This window comes from Streptomyces sp. NPDC097129 (assembly GCF_055668065.1).
In genome coordinates this window covers 1-18,908 of the sequence record NZ_JBVOQE010000020.1, presented here as the reverse complement: position 1 = coordinate 18,908, position 18,908 = coordinate 1, and the positions used below count along the sequence as shown (strand labels likewise).

Sequence of the window (18,908 nt, the reverse complement as noted above, 5' to 3'; positions counted from 1 at the left end):
TCCTGCAATCATGCATGGCGAAGGTGTGCGCGATTTCGGGAGGCTGCAGTCATGGCTGTGAAGTTCGGTGTTCCGCCCGAGGGCGAGAAGATCCGCTCTTTGGTGGAGGAGCGGCTCAAGCAGGCCATGACCGAGAGCGGCGGCAAGGTCACGGTGGAGTGGCGCGGCGAGCAGAAGCACCTGCATGTCATCTCCATGCCGGTGGACATGCTCTACTTCAACCCCGACACCCACCGCATCCGCGCCCAGCGCACCCTGGACGCGGAGCGCAACCGGCTGCTGGAGGAGGAGCCGTGGAGCGAGGCGTCGCAGACCTACCTGCACCACCTGCTGCGCTGTCGGCCCTCCAACCCGAACCAGACCGACCCGGACTTCGTCGCGCTGCAGGAGGAGCTGGACGACTTCGGGCAGAAGGAGCCCGGCATCATCAGCCCCGACGGGATCCTCGTCGACGGCAACACCCGCTGCGCCGCCCTGAGGGACCTGGGGATCAAGGACATCCGGGTCGCTGTGCTCCCGGCGGACACCTCCCGCCGGGACATCAACAGCGTGGAGCTGGCCCTGCAGCTGCGGCGCGACAAGCGTCGCGAGTACTCCTACATCAACCGCCTCATCGCGATCGAGGATGAGCTTGCGAGCGGGCGGCGCGAGGAGGACGTGGCCCGCGACTTCAACATCAAGACCACGACGCTCCACCAGGACCGCTGGGTCTACCAGCTCATCAACGATGCCATCGAGCGCAGCAGGAGCGCGGACGGCGCCGCGCTGCGGCTGGTCGACTTCGAAGACCACCAGGAGAAGCTCCGCGAGCTGCACCGCGACTACACCAAGCGGGCTAAGACCGACCCGGACGCTGCCGAGCAGCTCAAGGAGACGCGCCTGGCCATGGTGGTGCTGAACTACCCTAAGACCACCGTGCGTCTGGCGGAGCCCGACTTCCACAGCCGCTACCTGCACGAGCGCCTGCCTGAACAGCTGCGGCCCGCCATCCAGCAGTCGGCGGCGGTGTCCATCCCGGGGCTGGCAGGGGTGGCGGTGCCGGACGCGACGGCAGCGGTGAAGACCACCCGCGCGCTCACCGACGCCCTGCTTCAGGCGAAGGCCGCAGCGCAGGCAGGCGGCACGCTGGAGCCTGCAGTCGTCGCGGAGGCGGATGGGCTCATTAAGTCGGCGCGCAAGACCTTCGACGTGGCGGTGAAGATGGCCGGGCAGAACGCCCAGCTGCAAAAGCGCCAGGTGGCCGTCCCCGAACGCCTCACGGACGCCGCCGACTACGTCAACCAGTGCGCTGCGGAGTTCGCCGAGGCCAAGGCCAAGCGCGCCCTGGACGAGGACGCCTTCGACGACGCGTTGTTGACCCTGCGGGCCAGCCTGGCGCGGCTGGCGAAGCAGGCGGGCCGCACGTTCAGCTCGCCGGGCGACGGCGTCGCGTGGCTGCTCGACGCCGCGCGGGAGAGCTGATGGCGGCGGCACCGGGCGGCGGCCCCAGCCTGGAGATCGGCTTCGCAGACGGTGTAGCCCGTGCCCGGCTGCGGGCCGGGAGCGGATACGAGGACGAACTGCGCCGCCTCGCCCTGCGGTTCGCCAGCAGCGTGCAGCGCTCGCCCCAGACCATGGAGGTCGAGATCGACGACCTCCTGACCAACCTGGTGGCGCTGACCGCCTGGCCCCAGCCGGGGAGCGTCGCATGGGACCCGCAACTGGCCGCGCTGGCCACCGACTCCGCCCTGGACGCGCAGGCCGTCGCCAAGCGGCTGGACCCCGCTGCCGAAGCCGACGGGCACCTCAGCCCCGAGCAGGTCGCCGACCTGCTCGGGCCGGAGTGGAAGGCAGACCTCACCGCTTTCCAGCGCAGGGACATCGCCAAACTGCTGTCCCTGCGCCACGGAGCCAACTTCTCCGTCCCCGGTGCCGGCAAGACGCGCGTCGGGCTCGCCGTCTTCCACGCCCTGCGGCGCACCGAGGGCGTCGAGCGGCTCCTGATCGTCGGCCCCAAGTCCTGCTACGAGTCCTGGCAGTACGAGAACCAGCAGTGCCTGGGCGAGCCCCTGCGCATGGACGTGCTTTCCCGCGGCGCCGACTCGGCAGCAGACGCGCTCATCGTCAACTACGAGCGCCTTTCAGGGGCCGTGAACGAGCTGGGCCAGTGGCTGGGCGCCCGGCCGTCCATGCTGCTGCTGGACGAGGCGCACCGGATGAAGCTCGGCGCCGACGGCACCTACGGAGCGGCCTGCCTCGCCCTCGGACCCCGCAGCCGCCACCGGCTCATCCTGACCGGCACGCCGGCGCCCAACGGCGTCAGGGACTTGGAGAACCTCTTCGGGTTCGTGTGGCCGGGCCACGGCCGGCAGAAGGTCACCCAGGCCGTCGCCGGCGGAGACCTCGCTAAGGCCAGCCAGGTCCTGCGCCCCCTGTTCACCCGCACCACGAAAGGCGAGCTCGGCCTGCCGCCCGTGACGACCACCGTGCGGCCCGTACCCATGCCCCCGGTCCACCAGGAGGTCTACGAAGCGCTTGTCGGGCGGTTCTCCGCCCGGGCCGCAGGCTCGGAAGGCGACTTCCTCGCCCTGGGGAAGATCATCGTCTACCTGCTGATGGCCGCCACCAGCCCGGCCCTGCTGGCCGTCGGCACCACCCGCTACGAGCCGCTGTCCTACCGGGTGCCGCCGCTGGCCGTCCCCCAGGGCACCCCGCTGTTCGACCTGATGCGGGACCTTCCCAGCTACGAAATGTCGCCGAAGTACCGCGAGGTCCTCGCCATCGTCGCAGCGAACGCCGCCCGCGGGCGCAAGACGCTGGTCTGGTCGACTTTCATCCGCAGCCTCAACACCCTCGAGCGCATCCTCGGGGAGTTCTCGCCCGCCGTGGTCCACGGCGGCACGGAGGACCGCGAAGCCGAGATCGAGCGGTTCCGCAACGACCTCGGCTGCATGGTGCTTCTGTCCAACCCCGCCACCCTCGGCGAGGGCATCAGCCTGCACCACCACTGCCACGACGCCGTCTACGTCGACCGGGACTTCGCCGCCGGCCGCTTCCTGCAGAGCCTGGACCGCATCCACCGCCTCGGCCTCGCCCCCGGCACCGAGACCCGGATCACCGTGCTCGCCTCGGAGGGAACCATCGACGAGGTCGTCGCGCAGCGGCTGGCCGACAAGCTCCAGTTCATGGGTGGCATCCTCGACGACCCCGCCGTCCAGCAGCTCGCCGACCTCGACGAGGAACCCGCCGTCGGAGGAGGCCTCGACCAGCGCGACCTGCAGGCACTGATGGGCCACCTGCGTGCCCATACCGCCTGAACCCGTCCTGCGCGCGGCAGTCCGCTGGCTGGACAGGCTCCCCGCCAGCGGCGCCGCCCGCATCCGCGTCCTGTTCACCGCGCACAGCGACTTCAGCGATATCACCCCCACCCAGTACGACGCCGCCTACCACTGGCTGCGCCAGACCGGCCTCCTGGACGACGTGCGCAGCCGCATCCCCGCCCGCCGCCGGGTCTTCGACGCCGCCATCGCCCACAGCGGGGCCCTCTGGCTGCCCGATGCCGACCTCCTGGTCCGCGGACCGCAAGAGCTGCCCGACGACGTCCTGCGCACCGCCGAGGCACTGGACCTGACCGACGGCGAGGCGTACGCGCAGATCGCAGCCGTCTGGGGGAAGGTGGACACCAGCGAGCGCGCGCGGATCGGAGCAGCCGGGGAGCTGGCGCTCGTCGAGCTGCTGACCGCCTCGGCCGATGCCCGCATCGAGCACGTAGCAGCCTGGGCGGACGGCTACGGCTACGACATCGCCGTCCATGCCCCCCAGCACCGCGCGCACCTCGAAGTGAAGGCGACGCTGCGCCGCAGCCGCCTCACCGTCTACCTCTCCCGCAACGAGTACGAGACGATGCTGCGCGACCCGCACTGGGAGCTGGTCGCCGTCCGCCTGGCGCCGGACCTGCAGCCGCTCGCCGTTGCAACGGTGCCCAAGGACTGGATCGCAGCTCAGGCGCCGGCCGATCGGGGCTCGCGCGGGCGCTGGGAGTCGTGCCGCCTCGACGTACCGCCCGGCGTGCCGGCTCCGGGCATCCCCTGCATCGCTCCCTTCCTGGCCCAGGACGCCCCGCCCCTGCTCAAAGGCACGGCGGGATGGCCCGGTTGCTGACTACAGCCACAGGCTGCACCAAAGGCCCCGCCTCCGGTGCAGCCGCCCGGACCTCAGGCAGCCCGCACCCCGGCATCCGAAAGCGGGAACTCCTCGGCATCCGCAGGCCATTGCTCGTCGGTGGGCTCAGGGCACTCGCTTAGCGGCTGCGCGTCCTCGAACGCGTCCTTGAGGGCAGAACGCCACTGGTCGAGCGAACCGCGCACCAGGAACGGCCCGAGACCGAATGCCGCACCGCCCTCGTCGTCGATCCGCATCGGAGTCGATTCGCCGCCGACGGCCACATCGCTGGCAAGGCCAGCGGCAGCAGCGTCCAGCGCCGCCTCGAGGTCGGCCGGATCGATCCAGCCGATCCAGCTCCGGCCGCCCAGCTGCGCATCGGCCACCAGCACGCGCCGCCCGCCGCCGGCATACCCGGCAAAAGCCAGCCACCGCACAACCGGCTGCACGCCCGGCCCACTGGCCTGTGCCAGGAAGCCGGGCCTGAACCGGTCGAAGAGCTCCGTGATCCGCTCCGCCAGCAAGGCCCTGCGGGCAGTCAGGAAGCCCCGGTACCCGTCGGCTTCCAAGAGTGCGGGGTCGGCGGGGACCGCGTGCGCCGCAAGGTCGCCGGCACCGACCTGCTGGGCGTAGGCTGCCGGGGAGCGGCTTCCGATCAGGTTCTTCGCCGTCTGCTGCGACACGAACACGATGTTCGCGAGCTCGTTGATCTCCGCGGAAGAGTACTTCGCGCGGTGGCCCCGCAGCTTCGCTGCGGGGTGCGCGAGGCTGTACTGCGGCCTGCCGGAAGCGTCGGCCGCGGCCGAGATCGGGCTGCCGTCCCACCAGTCGCTCGCACCCGCGTGGGCCGCCGCCAGATAGCAGAACATGAGGTAGGGGCTCTGGTGGTTGCGCCCGGCCAGGTCGCGGGCGCCCACGGAGATCCCGCTCTCGCCGACGCCGAGGTTGGACAGCAGCGCTCTGACCGGGTCCTCCGCATCGAGGGCCCTGATGTCCTGCGTCAGGCCGGTGTCGGTCGCGCCGCCGTAGCGGTTGCGGGCCGTGGCGGCCATGAACCAGTACAGCAGGCCGTCCTCGACCTCGCCGGCGACCGCAGCGCCCTCGGGCTGGCGCCCGTAGTAGACGACCAGGGGGTGCAGAGCGGCAAGCGACGGGATCAGAGCCGTCGTCGGAACCAGGAGCCTGTCCTGGAGCAGGGGCACCACGCGGGCCAGTCCCCGGCGGACCTGCTCCCAGCCCGCCTCGACAGAGTCCTTGCCCGCCGTTGTCAGCTTCGCAACAGACGACAGCCGCTTGCCGGAGATCGACAGGCTCAAAGTCAGGGCCTTGATGAGGAAGTTGACGTCCAGGCCGCCGTAGCCGCGCTCGGCCCACCGGGCCGACTCCGCCTCAAGCTGGCCAAGGAAACCCGGCGCGCGGGCGGACAGCGTCGCCAGCGCGAGGTCGGTCGTCTTCAGCGCCCGGCCGCCGCTGTTCACCCGCACGAAAATCTCAGCGACCTCCGCGTACTCGAAGTCGTGCAGCACCTCCATGTGGAAGTCGCGCTGAGTGATCTTCTGCAGCGCGCTGAGGCGGTGCCCGATCTCAGCATCGGGGATACCCAGGCCAGCCGCCTTGAGCTCTGCGTGGACGGCGAAGACGTCGGCGTCCGGGCCGACGACGTCGTAGACCTTGATCCATTTCCGGTTCTTCCGGGTAGCCGCGCTCTGGTTCTGGAAGGTCTCGGTCTCGATGTTGAACACGACCTGTGCTTCCGGATGGTCGGTCAATACCCGGAACAGCGACGTGAGGCGCTGCTGCCCGTCCAGCAGGTACAGGGGCATCACGCTCGGTAGCGCCTGGGCAGCACCGAGTGCGGCCACCCGGGTCTCCGCCGCCTGCCCGGTCTTCCAGAACAGAAGCGAGCCCGCCGGATACCCCCGGTACAGCGACTCGATGAGCCGCGCGACCTGCGACGTCTTCCACACATAGCCGCGCTGGATCTCGGGGAGCATGATCTCCCCGGCAGCGATCTGCGTGATCAGAGTCCGGACATCCCGGTTCGTACGTTCAACCGCCATCCCTCGGCGCCCCGCCCTTTCCCGAACGCGGACTGACTGAACCAGCCCCGCCCACCATGCTCCTTCGAAGCTGCAGCACGCCCTCACACGCTGGAACCCCCTGCCGCAGCAAGGAGACAGCGTATGCGAGAGGTGAGATAGCCCACCACGGGATCCCTGCGGTGCTGCCAGGCCCAGGGCCGCCGCGCAGGAAACCCGGCCCCGGCCCTGGACGGACCCGCTCTACCCGCGCCTTTGCGCGCTGCCGCGCGCGGCGGTCAGGGCAGCCCGCCGCGACGAGACTGCCTCGACGACAGCACGAGAGCACGCCTGCGCCGATTCATGCTCCCAGAACCGCAGGACAAGCCAGCCCGCCTCAGCAAGACGCGCGTCGGTGTCGCGGTCGCGCCGGACGTTGCGCTCGATCTTCTCGCGCCAGTAGTCCGGGTTGGTCTTCGGCGCCACGAAGTGGTCCGGGCAGCCGTGCCAGAAGCAGCCGTCGACGAACACGGCAACCTGTGCCGGGCCGAAGACGAGGTCCGCGGTGCGACGCATCCCCGGCAGAGGCTTGGCAGCAACCCGGTACCGCAGGCCGGCGGCGTGGACCAGAGAACGCAGGGCGCGTTCCGGAGAAGTGTCGCGGTTGCGGTTGCCGAGCATGCTGCGCCGGTTCCCAGCGGACGACGCCCACGATCCCTCGGGGGGCGTCCAGGGGCGGGGATCTGGCTCCGGAGGCTGAATGGTCATCGCCCTGGCAGTCTAGGCGCACTCCCGCCAGGGCCGCCCCGGCCCCGGTGATCAGGTCCCCGGGCCGAACGACACAAAAGCGCCGGTCGGCTCTGCCGCGCCGGAGGCATGGGGACTCCCTCCGCCCCGGCCGCGGGGCCGCAGGCCTCGCCGGGCACGGCGGCCGTACGGGCCGTGCCGCCGCGTGAGAAGGTAATCGGCATGCTGCGAGAACCAGCCGAGCTCACCATCGCCGACGACGGCAGTATCGCCCTGCCCCTCGGGCTCCTCGCCGAAGCGGGCCTGTCCCCAGGCAGCCGGATCCTCGCCTACACCCGAGGCGACGGCCGCATCGTCCTACGGCGCCAGCAAGACGCCGTCCAGGAACTGCTCGACACCGGGGAACTCGCATAGCGGGCCCGGCCCTGGACTGACCGGGCACGGCCGCAAGGCTGGTCCTCCGGCGCACCAGGCGCTCGCCGGAAGCGATGCCTTCGCCGGCGGCGCGCTAGCACTGCGGCGAGCCCTCTCCCAGTCGCTTCCCCTGCCTCAGGGGCGGGGGAAGCTCTGCTCCAGGCAGCGCCGCACCGCGCTGACAGTGGCGTGGCCGTGCTGCCGCAGGACGTCCACCACGTCCCTGCCGCACACGAGCGCGATCGGGTGGCCGTCTTCGTGCACCTCCTCCTGCACCTGATGATGAAAGTAGGAGGTGGTCACGAGCACGCCGAAGTTGCGGTGGCGTCTGCGGGAGATGAGACCGGATACCTCCCTGACCCTACGGAGTTGACCGGTGCGTAGCACTTGGCTTCGATGGCGAAGTCGATGGCGATGGAGCTCGCTACCGGCCCGAGGATGTAGTTGCCGACGGCGTCGCGTCCGCCGTCACGGCTGGGACGGGTGACGTCGCAGGCCCCGGTCCGCGGTGCGATCAGGCGCCAGATAGCGACAGCGCAGCGCTCGAAGTCGTTTTCCCGGCCACTGAAGTGCTCGCGGATGGCGTCGAGGACGGCTTCGCCCTCGCGGTCGCCGGGCAGCTGGTCTGCCTTGGACCGGATGGCGGTCGTCGCCGGCGCGAGCAGCGGCATGTAGGCGCGGCCCTTGACCCAGTGCGCCCAAGCGGGAGGGCAGTCGCTCTCCAGGGGGCTGTCTCCGTCGAGGACGTGCTGGACCCAGGAAGATCGCCGCCTGGCTTGTTGAAGAGGCGATTTCGACACCGAGCCGCCGAGGAATCTGGAGCACCAGCGCCGTGCAGAGACTGCTGGGCTGGGAGCGGGAGACCAACCGATGAGGGGACGAGGCCGCGCGGCACGCCAGCGTCCGTAGCGATGGCCGGTCCGCAGCAGCCTGTGGCTGCTGCGGGACGCGGTGGCGAGCCGCGTCATGCCGGCCATCGTGCGGCGTCTGGCCCGCCGGGAGTTCGTCGACCCTCAAACCAGAAGCCGCGGTCTTACGGTATCCCGCCTGCGGCGCGCCTCGGCGCGCTGCAGTCAGGACGTCGAGGAGCGGCGCGCGGCCAGCTCCTCGAGGCGGGAACGCTTCCAGCGCTGCTGACGAGGACGGCCGGCGCTGCCGCGCCGGTACTCGTATCCGTCGGGCTGCTCGAGGTCGGGCAGGAGGCCGTGCCCGAGCGCACTGATGAAACTGTCGGCGTTGCTGTATCCGAGGATCCGGGCTGCCTCGGCGGCGCCGACCAGGTCCTCGTGCTCGCCCTGGTCGGCCGGCGGCAGCACACCACGCTTGCGGGCGACAGCGACGACAGTAGCCCGCCGCCACTTCTTGCGGCCCGGGCCGCGGCTGCCTTCCTCCTTCACCTGGGCGTCCGGTTCGGGCAGTTCGGGGATGCGCCCCTGGTAGAGGGCACTGGAGAAGGAAGCCGTGCTGCCATAGCCGAGCAGCGCAGCGACCTCGGCTGTACCGAGCAGCTCGTCGGGGTCGCCGTTCGCCGACACCTCAGGCCGCGCTGCCGCCGGAGCGGAGTTGCGCCGGCCCTTGCCGGGGCGGCTGGCGACCCAGGCCACGATCGTGCCGCGGCGCCACATGGGACCGTCGACGTCCTCGTCGGGCTCCGGGAAGTAACCGGGCCGGTCGCGGAAGTAGCCGTCGATGGTCGATGTGCGGGTGTAGCCGAGAAGCTGGGCCACCTCCCGCTTGGTCAGCAGCTCGTCCTGGTCGGCCTCGAGTACCGCGGCCGGCAGCGCGCGCTTCTTCGGGGCACGCTGCGCGAAGAACGCCGCGACCTCGGCGTGGCGCCAGAACCGCTTGCGGCCCTCCGTGTGCGCGACCGCGGGGAACCCACTGTCCGGGTTGTTGCTCCAGTCGCTGATCCGGGGCTTGCTCGTGCCGAACTCGGACACGATCTGCGCGGTGTCCACGAGCCGCTCGGCGGAAGACATCAGGGCCCCTTGGGAAGGATCAGCACGGCGGTGCCGGCACTCGGACGAGCGCGACATGTTCGATAATCCCAAAGTGGGCGGTTTGCTGTCCAGCCCGACGCCAAATCGGCCTACAGCACTTCCTCGCCCAGCAGGCACACCCCGAAGCGGGCCGCACGCTCCGCCAGCTCCGTGTAGGCCATCGCGGCCGGCGCGGCATCCCACGTCATGAAAGCGAGAGCGGCGACCGCCTCGCTGCGCGTCATTCCCTCCTCCCATGGGACGCACGCAGCGGCGCACCGCTCGGCGAGCTCGGCGTCGGACAGGCTCATGGTCTCCCGGTCCAGGCCGGCCTGGACGTCGGCGACGCCCTCGCACCAGGCGCGGTGGCCCCTGGACAGCAAGTCGTACAGCGTGTCCGGGTCGCTCGCACGATGGGCCTGGGCGGCGAGTTCGAGCAGCAGGGCGGTGGGGTTCGTCTCCATGGTCATCTCTTCTACCCACTGTAGGGGGCGCCCGCTGCGCCGAGAAGCGCAGCGGGCGGTGGTCATCAGTTGTGCACGGTGCAGCCGTCGCACAATGCGCGGCCGACGCGGCGGGCCAGTTCGGGTTCCTTGCGGGGCTTCTTCTTCAGTGCCGCCGGTACCTGCTTCTTGAGAGCGGTGCATTCTGGGCCGTCGTCCGGGCGGACGACGGCCGGGTCGGGCGCGCCGCACTGCTCGGTGTGCCGGATCAGGTCGGTGATGCGCCAGTTCGCGCGGAAGCCGTCGCCCCGGACCTGTTCGACCTCGGCGTACAGGTCGACCAGCCGCGGCCGCCGACCGATGGAGAGCAGTACATCGTGGCGGGAGGCGGAGATGCACAGCGAGCAGGAGCAGCTTTTCCGGACTAAGAATTGATCTTGCTGCTGAACCGTAGGCTGCCTGTCATGGCACGATTCGATGAGGTCCTGGCAACGTTCTGGGCTAACGGTGATTTCGGCGTCCCGCCGCCTCTGACGGACCAGACGGTGAGAGAAGCCGAGCGTGTGCTTGGTGTGACAGCTGCCCTCGGCTCTGCTTGACCTTCTGCGGGTTCAGAACGGCGGCATCGTGGCTGCTGATCACGATGCGTTCCCCACGAGTCAGCCGACCTCGTGGAGCGAAGACCACGTGCCCTTCGATGCCCTGATGGGCATCGGGCCAAGGAAGCGAATGACGTCATTGCTGGACAGCCCTTACTTGGTCACAGAGTGGGGGCTGCCATCGTCGATCGTGCTTCTCTCTGGCGACGGGCACTACTGGATTGGTCTCGACTACCGAGGTTGCGGCCCAGCCGGCGACCCATCAGTCACCTGGTTCGACACCGATCTCGACAGCGAACTCGCACTGGCCAGCGACTTCAGGACCTTCGTCGAGAAGCTCACTGCAGGCAGTGCCTTCGATCTCGACTCCGGCAACGCCGTGTCGGGTTGACGTCAGCCTTTGGGCAGACGATACGAGTGCGCCGCCTTGACCCGACCAGACACGGCGCAGTACCGCACTATTTTCCGAGCCGTGACGCCGACATACGTGCTGGGCGGTATGCAGGTCGGAACGCTAAGGGACTTCTGGCGAGTCACCGGTGAAGCGATCAACGGTCCCGGGGGGCTGTATGACTTGGGCCGGTGCACGACTCAAGTCTTCTTGGCGCGAGTCGAGTAGGTGAGGGCACACGCGGGAGTACCTGGCCCACGCTACGAGACCCTCCCGGCGCGCTTCAAAGCCATGATCCACCTGGCCGTGACCGACTTGATGGGCCCCGCCTCACCGGCGAAGCCACCACCTCCTAGCGCGACCTGGCATTACCGAATAAAATCTGCATCACGGGATGAAACACCGAGAGAAAACGATCTCTGGCCGCTAGGGCTTCGCCCACCGCCGCAGCTCCGCGGTGTTGCGCTCCTTCAAGACTCGGGTCCCTGCTGTCTCGCTCGGGCTCGTCATCAATGCTGTGATCGGTGTCCATCGCCTGCGCCCCGTGCTAGTCGCCCGTGCGGGGTGTGATGGTGGGGGAGGGGTGCAGCCCTGCCGCGGCGCGTTCGGGCCGTGGGCGGGGCCGCTGCGGTGCAGTCCACGGGGCGTATGCCGCTCCCATTACCCTCCTGTTCCATAATACTGATCTCAGGAGTGGGGCAACCGATTTTCATGGGGCTGCCCCACCCCGGAGCGCGCAGATCAGGACCTGGTCGGCGGGTCGTTGTACGTGACCTGGATGCCGCCCAGCATGACGGCCACCGTCCGGCCGGGCCTGGTCAGGAGCCGCGCGTAGGCCTCCATGTCCTCGTCATAGCGCTCGACTTCGCGTTCGGGCGCCTCGAAGCGGGCACCGGGCCGGATCGCCCCCCAGGGCTCCAGCAGCCGCGCCACCTTGGCCCTGCCAGGCTCCGCGCTGGGGTAGATGTGGAATCCCGGCGTCTGCGTGTAGTCGACGTCGGTCAGGCCGTGGGGCATGTGTCCGGCGGTGGCCAACTCCACGGCCAGGGCCCGGAATCGCCCGTCCTCGATCAGGTCTGCCGAGAGTCCTGGCAGGTCCATGGACGCGACTTTGGCGCGCCGGGCGGCGTCCTCCTCGCCGTTCGCGCTCTCGGCGATCCCCTGGGCCGACTCCCGGTCGTCGTACGTGCGCACGCGCGCGCCGGTGAACTCGTCGACCAGATCCCACCCTGCGCCACTGGCGGCAGGGGCGATCCGGAACCGGGTCTCGGAGGGATCGGCCGGGGGCTCGGCGAAGAACACGTAGCCGCTGCCCTGCGGCTCCGTCGTCACCAGTCCGGCCCGGCGCAGGGCGTCAGCCATGAACGGTGCCACGGCGCGGGAGGGGCCGTCGAGCGTGTGCCACCAGGCGACGGCGCACCGGGCGGTCAGCCCCAGCGGGCGGCGTACCGGCTGCTCGGAGATCGCCACCCCGCCCCCGGGGCGGTCGAGGAATCCGGCAAGGGCGGCGTCGGCGCGCTGGAACGTGGCCGGCTGGGGGGCGGTGCGCTCACGCAGCTCGGCCAGGGCGGCGGTCTGCGCGGGCAGCAGCCGATGCCGGATGTGGTCGGCCGTGTGCCGCGCGGTGGCCTTGGCTTGGGTCTCGCTGGGGCGCGGGCGGGACAGGGCGGTGACCGTGATCGCCTTGACCTCGATGCCGTGCGCGGTGGCCTGCTCGGGCAGAACCGCGGTGACGGTGATCCGGGTCCGGGGGCGGTTGGGGGTGAGTTCCAGGGCGCGGCCGTCGGCGTAGACGACACGCGCCCGGCCTGTGTCGCCGTCCTTCTCGGCACGGTCGGCGCCGAGCTGTTCGGCAACCGCCCCTGCGAGGGACTCAAGGCCGGCGGGGGTGGACAGTTCCATGAGGGGCCTCCTTCGGGAAAGGTGGGCGGGGGACTCGGGTGCGGTGCACCTACGGCGCAGGGGGCTTGGCGCCCCGCTGGGCGGCGTGGCGCTCGGCGTCGGCGCGGGCGTCCTCGGCGGTGTATCCGGCGTCGCACCAGGCCTGGCAGAGCTGTCCGGGCGGGGCGTTGCAGGTCTCGCAGCGCTCTTCGAAGTCCTCGGGCCTAAACGGCGGCGGGCTGCTCATGCCGTGACGTCCTTCGCGGCGGCTGGCCGGGTCAACCCCTCGTACTCCGACCGGAAGAGCGTCACGGCGGCCCTCGTCCTCGGCTGCGCGCGTGCTGATCTCGGCCCACTTCGGCAGGTACTCGGCGCGGTGGGCCAGGCTCTCGCGGTCCGGCACCAGCAGCAGCGCGAGCACCGGGTGCGGACGGGCGGTGAACCAACCAGCCAGCGTCCACCAGGCGGCCAGACTGCGGGCGGCCTGGACCCGGTGGGTCTCGGCCTCCTTCAGCCAGCGGGCTTGCGCCCGTTCGGCGTGCGAGATCATCGCGTCCAGCCACTTCAGCAGCTGCGGGGTGTCGTGGCGGCGGGCCGCGTGCTGGAGGCTGGGGAAGTCGCTGCGCGTGGCGTAGTGGCCGGCGCACGCGCGCAGGATGGCGGTCAGCGTCTGGCTGGCCTGCGGGGGCACGGGCCGGTCGTCGGTGTCGGTCAGGTCGCGTTCCAGCCATCCCCAGGGCACGTCGGCGGAGTGGGCGAGCACCCGGACTGTGTTGCCCTGGTAGGCGCGGCCGCGGATGCGTACCAGTGGCTCGGCGGGGAGCTCTCGCGCGCTGACGGATCCGAGACTGGCGCGGACGGCGTCGAAGCGGTCCCAGCGGGCGGGGCTGCTGGTCCCGGTCACGTGGACAGTTCCCGTGGCGGCGCCGGCGAGGGTGTATAACACGCTGCCGGTGGCGTCCGCCTCGGACGGAACGGCGCGGACGGTGCCGGACGGGGTTCCAATGGTGATCACAGGGTGTCTCCTCACAGAGCGTACGAGAATCGAGAATGGCGAGTTGGCGGGCGGCCCGGACCCGCCCGGGGCCGGGCGGGGGCCTCAGCCGGTGACGGACGGGTCCGGCAGGAACGGGGCGGGGTACGCGCGGGCGACGGGCGCTGAGACGCCCCCGCGCCGTACGGCGGCCTGCACCGTGGCGGTCGTCATGCCACGCAGCCATCCGCGCTCGATCCGCCACCCGCACACGATCGGGCCCGGAGCCTGACCGGTCTGTACGACCAGGGTGGCCAGGACGGTGCAGCTGCCCTCCAGTGCGGCCGTCACGGCGGCCTCGATGACGGTGAACTCGTCCGGGTCGGCGTCCAGGTGCCATGCGGGGGCGGTCGCCACGTCGACGGTGGCGCTGGCCAGGGCATACCGGCCGTCGACGTCCACCGCGCCGAAGTGCAGGCGGTGACGTCCGGCACCCAGGGCGGTGAAGAGCTGGGCGAATGCCTGGTGCGCGCGGTCGCGGGAGGCGGTGACCGCTTCGTCTCCGGGGTAGGGCAGGGTGCGGCGGTCGGCGCGGGCGGGCTGGTCGGGGTGCGGGTTCGTCACGGTGACTCCAGCGAGGCGACGGGTTGGGGCCGGCTGCGCGCGGCGGGCGGGGGTGTCCCGCGCGCTGTGGCGCGCGGGCACTGGTCAGATGACGGGGCGGCGGCGACCCTGCTCGTCCAGGCGGCGCACGTCGGGCGCGGGCTCCCGGAAGTGGCACCAGGTGCGCCCCACGAAGTCCTCGGCGGTGTAGAAGTGCACCGTCCGGGCCCGGTCGCTTCCGCCTGCCGTGGTGTACGCGGCGGCGTACCAGTAGCCGTTGATGTTGAACGGAACGGCGTCCTGGGGCCACTCGTGCGGGATCGGGGTCAGGTGCGCTCGGCGGGCGTGGTGCAAACGGCGGTCGGTGGTGAGGTCGACGGCCATGAAGTGGTCCCGCTCCATCGGGTGCTGCTCGCCGAACTCGTCGTCCTGTTCCCAGCAGGCGTCGCAGTGTCCGAACCACGTGCACGGCAGGAGGTACAGGGGGCGGTCGTGCATCTCGGTGATGCTGCCGTGGTACGTGACGCGGCTACCGATGAACAACCTGGGCGCGGGGGCGGTCTCAGGCATGGGCGGCCTGCCAGGCCTTCGTGTTCCACTCGCGGGTCAGTTCGTCGGCGTACGCGACGTCGCGCGCGGAATCGGCGTCCAGCGCGGCCACGACCAGGACACTGCCCCGGATCTGATCGGCGCGGCGCTGGGCGGCGGCGGCCTGCTCCTGGCGCTCGGCCTGCTCCTCCGGCACGCGCCGTACGAGGAAGATCCGGTCGTCGCTGGTGAAGATCACGAGGTAGCGGCGGAAGTCCTCGATCCGCGAGGGGCGGGCCGGGCCAGTGGTGGTGTCGGCCAGCGTGGCGCGGGCCTTGTCCAGCAGTTTCGCCACTTCCTCGGTCGCCTTCACACCCGTGTCCCGCTGGTGCTGGTTGCGGCCGTAGTAGACGCGGGCCTGGTCGCGGACGGGGGCGAACTCTACCGGGGCGTAGATGCTGATCATCCGGCGGGCATAGGCGTCGCGCTGGTCCCACTCGGCCTGGGCGGCGCGCGCGGTGGCGGTCACCTTGCCCTGCGTCCAGCTCAGCGCGATAGCGGCGCACGACGTGCCGTAGTACACGACGTCTTCGGCGGTGCCGTCCTCGTTCCCGTCGGCGTCAAGCGGCATGAGCGCGACCGTGCGCTTGAGTCCGCGGCGGCCGCAGCAACCGCACGTGTCGTAGTCGTCGACGATGCCTTTGATCGTCCACTTCGGGATGGGCATGGATGGCCTTCCGCGGGGCGGTGGGTGGGCGGTGGGTGTCGAGTTGCTGGGCGTCCGCCGGCGCGGCCTGGGCGCAGCGAGGGGCGGACGTGTTCTTGGCGCGCGCTCTGCTCCGCAGACGCGACGCGCTGCCGCTACGCGGCAGGGGCCGGCGGGCAGCGCTCCGCGCTGCTGATGCGGGGGTGAGCGCTCCGCGCTCGGGCGGGTGCGGCCGCTGCTGGCCGGTGGGGCCGGGCGGGCACCCCCGTGGGGGAGTTGGGGTGCCCACCCGGCGGTCAGGGGGTCAGACCGTGGTGAGGGCGAATGCCTTCTCCATCAGGTCGTTCGCCGCTCCGCTGATGACCCGCTCGGCGCGGGCGTTCGCCTTCTCGGCGTCGGTCTTGCCCCGGGTCGGGGCGACGTGGTTGGCGTACTCGGTGAGCGCGTTGTATCCGGCCCACCGCGTGCCCCGGATACCGGCCTGGGTGTCGGCGTGCTCGAACAGGTTCGAGATCGCCCCCCACCGCTGGCGCTGGTTGGTCTTGGCGCGGGCGTGGTCGCTGTCCTTGACCGGCCACAGCGCGTCCACCACCGACTTCAGCTCGCCGAGCGTCATCTCGGCTTCGATCATCCGCTGAGCGGCCTTCTCGAACTCCTCGGCGTACCGGAATGTCAGACCGAGGGCGGAACGGGCCTGCGCGATGCGGGCCTTGGCTCCGGCGGTGTGCCGCACCACGAACGAGGACCGGGCCCCGTGGATGGCCGCACGCATGGTGTTCGCGCACACCACCCGGACCGGCGTCACCACGATGCGGAACGCTGAGCCTCCGTCGTGGCTGTTGAACGCTGCGATGTACAGATCAACGTCGTCGTGCCCGCCGATCGTGAGACCCTGCGGCATCTTCATGGTCAGGAACACCTGGCGTCCGTCCTTGAGCGATCCGGCGGTCTCGAAGTGCGCGCCGGACTCGTCAGCCAGCAGGTTGAGGAACTCGGCGTGTTCCTCGTTCTGAACGGGGTGGTAGTCGCTGCCGACCACTCCGAGCGTCTGCGTGCGGCCGGTCTTGGGGTGCGTGCGCGCGGTCGCGAAGTGCTGCGGTACCTCCAGCGGCGTGGTTCCGTCAGCCGTGATCTCGGTCGCGGTGAGGGGGAGGAGTCGCACGTTCCAGCCGGACAGAGACGCGATGCGCATGGCGTCTTCGGCGGTCATCGCGCCGTTGGTGACGGTGCCGAGCTTGTGCCAGGCGCTCGTGTTGGCGGAGGCGAAAGCGGCGGTGCCGTCGGTGAACTGCTCGATCTCGTGAGCCACTTGGGGCTTCCCTTCTGGTGACGAACTTTCGGCGTGTCCGGTAGGGGGCCAACCCTTCCGAGCTGGTTCCATAATACCTAATGCCGGGGGTGGGGCAACCGATTAAATCTCCGGTGCGCCCCACCCCCCGGGGCGGCTGCTGACCTGCGGCTACAGCTGTGGGCTTACCGCTGCCAGTGCTGCGGCAGTGCCGTGACGCTCCACGTGTGGACTCCGGTCAGTGCGGTGACGAATGCGCCGTTCCGGTACTCGCTGAGGCGGTAGAGCGTGGACTCTCGTCCTCGGCGGTCCAGTTCGCGCTCAATGCGCGTCACCCAGTAGCGGCCGTGGCAGCACTCCTGCGACCCGTGGTAGCTGACCAACTGCCCGATGCTAGGGCCGCTGTCCGCGTGTAGGGCGGCGGACAGGTTGGCCAGGGCCGTACCGAACGTGTGGGGAGGCAAGGGCACGTCGGCCAGCGCGGGCCCGGTGTGCCCGGTCCGTACGCCGGAGATCCATCCCACCTCGAACAGGGGCCGGGTCAACTCGCGCACGTCGTGCGGGAAACCGGTGTTCTCGGGGAGCTGTTCGAGTGCTGCCCGGAAAGCGGCCTCCATCTGCTCTCGCTCTGCCTCGGTCGCCGGAACGGCGCGGTGGGCTGGCTCAATGCTTGTCGTGCTCACGTGATTTTCCCTTCGGTTGGTGTGGGTGCTGGGACTGTCCGGGGGGCCCGGTAAACCGGGCCCCCCGGAATTGCCTCCTACTTCAGTCCGCGCGTCCGCAGAAATTCACTGATGCGGAATGCGATGGCTCGCACCGAAAGGGATGCTCCTCGGAATGTTCCGAGAATGCGGGGCCCGGTGTCGCTGTCGTGGATGATGTGGAACTCGAACCCCTGGGCGACCGGCAGAAGGATTCGGATGGGACCGGCCGTGGTCTCGAACCGAATTGACGTGGTGTTGTCGTCCTGGTTGTGCTCGATGACGGCATCCCGGAGGAGTTCCGGGCGCGGGAGGAAGTTGGCGATCCGGCGGGCCGTTACGGCCTGAGGGGTCGTGATCTCGTCCGTGCTGGGAGCCACCTTGCCTCCACTGATGACGATTTCCACGCTTACGCCTTTCTGTTGACGAACGTTCGGCGGTGCCGGTTAGGGGGCCACCCCTTCCGACATGTTCCATAATACAGCACTCTTGATCTGTTGCACCACCTCACGCGCAAACTCCTGCACCATCTCCTGCGTCATCCCCTGCCCTCGACCAGCGGCCGGCCTCTCCAACACCCCAGGTCAGAGCGACTCTTATGCGTGGTTGGGGAAGCTGACACCCCCTCTGCTGCCGCTCTCCCTGCCCGAATGAGAGAAAGGTGGGGGCGGGCTAGGGCGGCGCGGCGGCCTCGGGGATCGGGGCCGGGGGTTTCAGGTTGCGCGTCGGCGGAGCCTCCGCGCTCGGGCGCTGGCGCGCCCGGACCGCTCAGCGGTCTGCCGGAGGCAGCCCAACCCTCCACCCCTGAACGGGCGATCGGCCCCCGGAGGGGCCTATAGCCCTTCCTTGGGCACGAGCCGCTTAGCCGACGCGGCGGCGATGATCGTCTTGCCCGTGCCGCACGCGGCGTGCACCTGCCCACGCAGACCGTTCCACGGAATACCACCCGGCGGGACATCCAAGCCGCGCACAATGGCGGCAACGGCCTCGACCTGGTGGTCACGCAGTCTCACGGCCATGCCCCGTGTTCTCCCTTTTCGCGGAATGCGACACGTAATAGAAAGGGAATCCAGCGCGAGGCGCGCGCGGCGCTGGGGGTGTGGTGTCTAATCCCAAACTCTACACAGTGACAGTCTATGATGCATCACTCGCGCACCAACGCCGCTCCCCAGAGCGACACGTGACTCAATCCCATCGCGAACGACCGGTTGGGCCCGTGCTGGCAGGGTATTGGTGAAGATTGTCGGGCCAGCTTCAAGGTAGGGGAGGGGTTCGGGTGGAGCGCAGCGGAGCCCGTCACTGCGGTAGAAACTGACACTCCATCAGGCCGATAGACCGTCACATCCGATGCAGGGATGGTGGCCGGGAATCCCAAACCCTACACAGTCCCGCACGCGATGCACCCGCCCCTGCAGCCAGCCCAGGCGACCGCGCTTGCGCGGTCGCCTCCAATTCGCGCTTGCGCGAATTGCCCCGCCTTTCGAATTCCGCTTGCGG

20 protein-coding genes and 1 pseudogene are annotated in these 18,908 nt (G+C 70.1%); 6 read left to right on the top strand and 15 right to left on the bottom strand.

All coding sequences use genetic code 11. From position 1 onward, the window contains the following. The first annotated feature begins 51 nt into the window (after positions 1-51). From AC0B9F_RS35525 to AC0B9F_RS35515, 3 genes are read left to right on the top strand one after another with little or no spacing between them, the layout of a single operon-like run. Positions 52-1,461 carry a transcriptional regulator gene (locus tag AC0B9F_RS35525; RefSeq protein WP_472009596.1) on the top strand — a complete coding sequence of 470 codons (1,410 nt, stop codon included), beginning with the start codon at positions 52-54 and terminating at the stop codon, positions 1,459-1,461. Continuing rightward, positions 1,461-3,296 (top strand): DEAD/DEAH box helicase, encoded by a 1,836-nt coding sequence (locus AC0B9F_RS35520; RefSeq protein ID WP_472009594.1) that lies wholly within the window; start codon positions 1,461-1,463, stop codon positions 3,294-3,296. Before AC0B9F_RS35525 ends, AC0B9F_RS35520 begins: the two co-directional genes overlap by 1 nt. Continuing rightward, complete coding sequence (locus AC0B9F_RS35515; protein WP_472009593.1) at positions 3,280-4,140, top strand: protein NO VEIN domain-containing protein; 861 nt, start codon at positions 3,280-3,282, stop codon at positions 4,138-4,140. Before AC0B9F_RS35520 ends, AC0B9F_RS35515 begins: the two co-directional genes overlap by 17 nt. Positions 4,141-4,193: 53 nt before the next feature. Here the strand turns inward: AC0B9F_RS35515 and AC0B9F_RS35510 are convergent, their stop codons facing one another. Both AC0B9F_RS35510 and AC0B9F_RS35505 read right to left on the bottom strand, forming a co-directional pair. Then, on the bottom strand, positions 4,194-6,200 hold the full coding sequence (locus AC0B9F_RS35510; protein ID WP_472009591.1) for a GmrSD restriction endonuclease domain-containing protein: 2,007 nt from the start codon (positions 6,198-6,200) through the stop codon (positions 4,194-4,196). A 222-nt stretch (positions 6,201-6,422) separates the two neighbouring features. Further along, on the bottom strand, positions 6,423-6,926 hold the full coding sequence (locus AC0B9F_RS35505) for a very short patch repair endonuclease (protein ID WP_472009589.1): 504 nt from the start codon (positions 6,924-6,926) through the stop codon (positions 6,423-6,425). 201 nt (positions 6,927-7,127) lie between these two features. Between AC0B9F_RS35505 and AC0B9F_RS35500 the strand changes: the two genes are divergently transcribed. Beyond that, on the top strand, positions 7,128-7,319 hold the full coding sequence (locus AC0B9F_RS35500; RefSeq protein ID WP_472009587.1) for a hypothetical protein: 192 nt from the start codon (positions 7,128-7,130) through the stop codon (positions 7,317-7,319). Between the two features lie 135 nt (positions 7,320-7,454). Here AC0B9F_RS35500 and AC0B9F_RS35495 read toward each other — a convergent pair whose 3' ends face one another. From AC0B9F_RS35495 to AC0B9F_RS35480, 4 genes are all read right to left on the bottom strand, one after another. Next, positions 7,455-7,628, bottom strand: a complete 174-nt coding sequence (locus AC0B9F_RS35495) for a hypothetical protein (protein ID WP_472009585.1) — start codon at positions 7,626-7,628, stop codon at positions 7,455-7,457. Continuing rightward, positions 7,619-7,990, bottom strand: coding sequence for a PDDEXK family nuclease (locus AC0B9F_RS35490; protein WP_472009583.1), 372 nt, complete (start codon positions 7,988-7,990; stop codon positions 7,619-7,621). The genes AC0B9F_RS35495 and AC0B9F_RS35490 overlap by 10 nt, the downstream gene beginning before the upstream one ends. A 402-nt stretch (positions 7,991-8,392) precedes the next feature. Next, complete coding sequence (locus tag AC0B9F_RS35485) at positions 8,393-9,298, bottom strand: helix-turn-helix transcriptional regulator (RefSeq protein ID WP_472009581.1); 906 nt, start codon at positions 9,296-9,298, stop codon at positions 8,393-8,395. Between the two features lie 110 nt (positions 9,299-9,408). Next, the gene (locus AC0B9F_RS35480) at positions 9,409-9,762 is read right to left on the bottom strand and encodes a hypothetical protein (RefSeq protein WP_472009579.1); all 354 of its coding nucleotides are present in this window, start codon (positions 9,760-9,762) and stop codon (positions 9,409-9,411) included. Positions 9,763-9,833: 71 nt separating this feature from the next. On the opposite strand from AC0B9F_RS35480, the gene AC0B9F_RS35475 reads away from it, so the two are divergent. Both AC0B9F_RS35475 and AC0B9F_RS35470 read left to right on the top strand, forming a co-directional pair. Beyond that, a complete protein-coding gene (locus AC0B9F_RS35475; RefSeq protein WP_472009577.1) occupies positions 9,834-10,169 on the top strand; it encodes a hypothetical protein in 336 nt (111 codons plus the stop codon). A 199-nt stretch (positions 10,170-10,368) separates the two neighbouring features. Beyond that, entirely contained in the window at positions 10,369-10,731 is a 363-nt protein-coding gene (locus tag AC0B9F_RS35470; protein ID WP_472009575.1) for an SMI1/KNR4 family protein, read from the top strand. A gap of 741 nt (positions 10,732-11,472) precedes the next feature. Here the strand turns inward: AC0B9F_RS35470 and AC0B9F_RS35465 are convergent. The 9 genes and pseudogenes from AC0B9F_RS35465 to AC0B9F_RS35425 form a co-directional block, all read right to left on the bottom strand. Further along, positions 11,473-12,633 (bottom strand): hypothetical protein, encoded by a 1,161-nt coding sequence (locus AC0B9F_RS35465; protein ID WP_472009573.1) that lies wholly within the window; start codon positions 12,631-12,633, stop codon positions 11,473-11,475. A gap of 49 nt (positions 12,634-12,682) precedes the next feature. Continuing rightward, positions 12,683-13,627 (bottom strand): hypothetical protein, encoded by a 945-nt coding sequence (locus AC0B9F_RS35460; protein ID WP_472009571.1) that lies wholly within the window; start codon positions 13,625-13,627, stop codon positions 12,683-12,685. Positions 13,628-13,711: 84 nt separating this feature from the next. After that, positions 13,712-14,209, bottom strand: coding sequence for a hypothetical protein (locus AC0B9F_RS35455; protein WP_472009569.1), 498 nt, complete (start codon positions 14,207-14,209; stop codon positions 13,712-13,714). Positions 14,210-14,293: 84 nt separating this feature from the next. Further along, on the bottom strand, positions 14,294-14,758 hold the full coding sequence (locus tag AC0B9F_RS35450; protein WP_472009568.1) for a hypothetical protein: 465 nt from the start codon (positions 14,756-14,758) through the stop codon (positions 14,294-14,296). Next, the gene (locus tag AC0B9F_RS35445) at positions 14,751-15,443 is read right to left on the bottom strand and encodes a hypothetical protein (protein ID WP_472009566.1); all 693 of its coding nucleotides are present in this window, start codon (positions 15,441-15,443) and stop codon (positions 14,751-14,753) included. Before AC0B9F_RS35445 ends, AC0B9F_RS35450 begins: the two co-directional genes overlap by 8 nt. A 283-nt stretch (positions 15,444-15,726) precedes the next feature. Next, positions 15,727-16,731, bottom strand: a complete 1,005-nt coding sequence (locus AC0B9F_RS35440; protein ID WP_472009564.1) for a DUF932 domain-containing protein — start codon at positions 16,729-16,731, stop codon at positions 15,727-15,729. 164 nt (positions 16,732-16,895) lie between these two features. Further along, on the bottom strand, positions 16,896-17,327 hold the full coding sequence (locus AC0B9F_RS35435) for a hypothetical protein (protein WP_472009562.1): 432 nt from the start codon (positions 17,325-17,327) through the stop codon (positions 16,896-16,898). 143 nt (positions 17,328-17,470) lie between these two features. Next, positions 17,471-17,818 carry a hypothetical protein gene (locus AC0B9F_RS35430; protein WP_472009560.1) on the bottom strand — a complete coding sequence of 116 codons (348 nt, stop codon included), beginning with the start codon at positions 17,816-17,818 and terminating at the stop codon, positions 17,471-17,473. 438 nt (positions 17,819-18,256) lie between these two features. Further along, a pseudogene (locus tag AC0B9F_RS35425) lies at positions 18,257-18,430 on the bottom strand (DEAD/DEAH box helicase family protein); the annotation flags it as partial. Between the last annotated feature and the right edge of the window lie 478 nt (positions 18,431-18,908).

Bases quoted from the DNA above. Each gene is read 5' to 3' on its own strand.
- AC0B9F_RS35525 (WP_472009596.1), top strand. From the start codon at position 52: ATGGCTGTGAAGTTCGGTGTTCCGCCCGAGGGCGAGAAGATCCGCTCT.
- AC0B9F_RS35520 (WP_472009594.1), top strand. From the start codon at position 1,461: ATGGCGGCGGCACCGGGCGGCGGCCCCAGCCTGGAGATCGGCTTCGCA.
- AC0B9F_RS35510 (WP_472009591.1), bottom strand. From the start codon at position 6,200: ATGGCGGTTGAACGTACGAACCGGGATGTCCGGACTCTGATCACGCAG.
- AC0B9F_RS35505 (WP_472009589.1), bottom strand. From the start codon at position 6,926: ATGACCATTCAGCCTCCGGAGCCAGATCCCCGCCCCTGGACGCCCCCC.
- AC0B9F_RS35500 (WP_472009587.1), top strand. From the start codon at position 7,128: ATGCTGCGAGAACCAGCCGAGCTCACCATCGCCGACGACGGCAGTATC.
- AC0B9F_RS35490 (WP_472009583.1), bottom strand. From the start codon at position 7,990: ATGCCGCTGCTCGCGCCGGCGACGACCGCCATCCGGTCCAAGGCAGAC.
- AC0B9F_RS35485 (WP_472009581.1), bottom strand. From the start codon at position 9,298: ATGTCTTCCGCCGAGCGGCTCGTGGACACCGCGCAGATCGTGTCCGAG.
- AC0B9F_RS35480 (WP_472009579.1), bottom strand. From the start codon at position 9,762: ATGGAGACGAACCCCACCGCCCTGCTGCTCGAACTCGCCGCCCAGGCC.
- AC0B9F_RS35465 (WP_472009573.1), bottom strand. From the start codon at position 12,633: ATGGAACTGTCCACCCCCGCCGGCCTTGAGTCCCTCGCAGGGGCGGTT.
- AC0B9F_RS35450 (WP_472009568.1), bottom strand. From the start codon at position 14,758: ATGCCTGAGACCGCCCCCGCGCCCAGGTTGTTCATCGGTAGCCGCGTC.
- AC0B9F_RS35445 (WP_472009566.1), bottom strand. From the start codon at position 15,443: ATGCCCATCCCGAAGTGGACGATCAAAGGCATCGTCGACGACTACGAC.
- AC0B9F_RS35435 (WP_472009562.1), bottom strand. From the start codon at position 17,327: ATGGAGGCCGCTTTCCGGGCAGCACTCGAACAGCTCCCCGAGAACACC.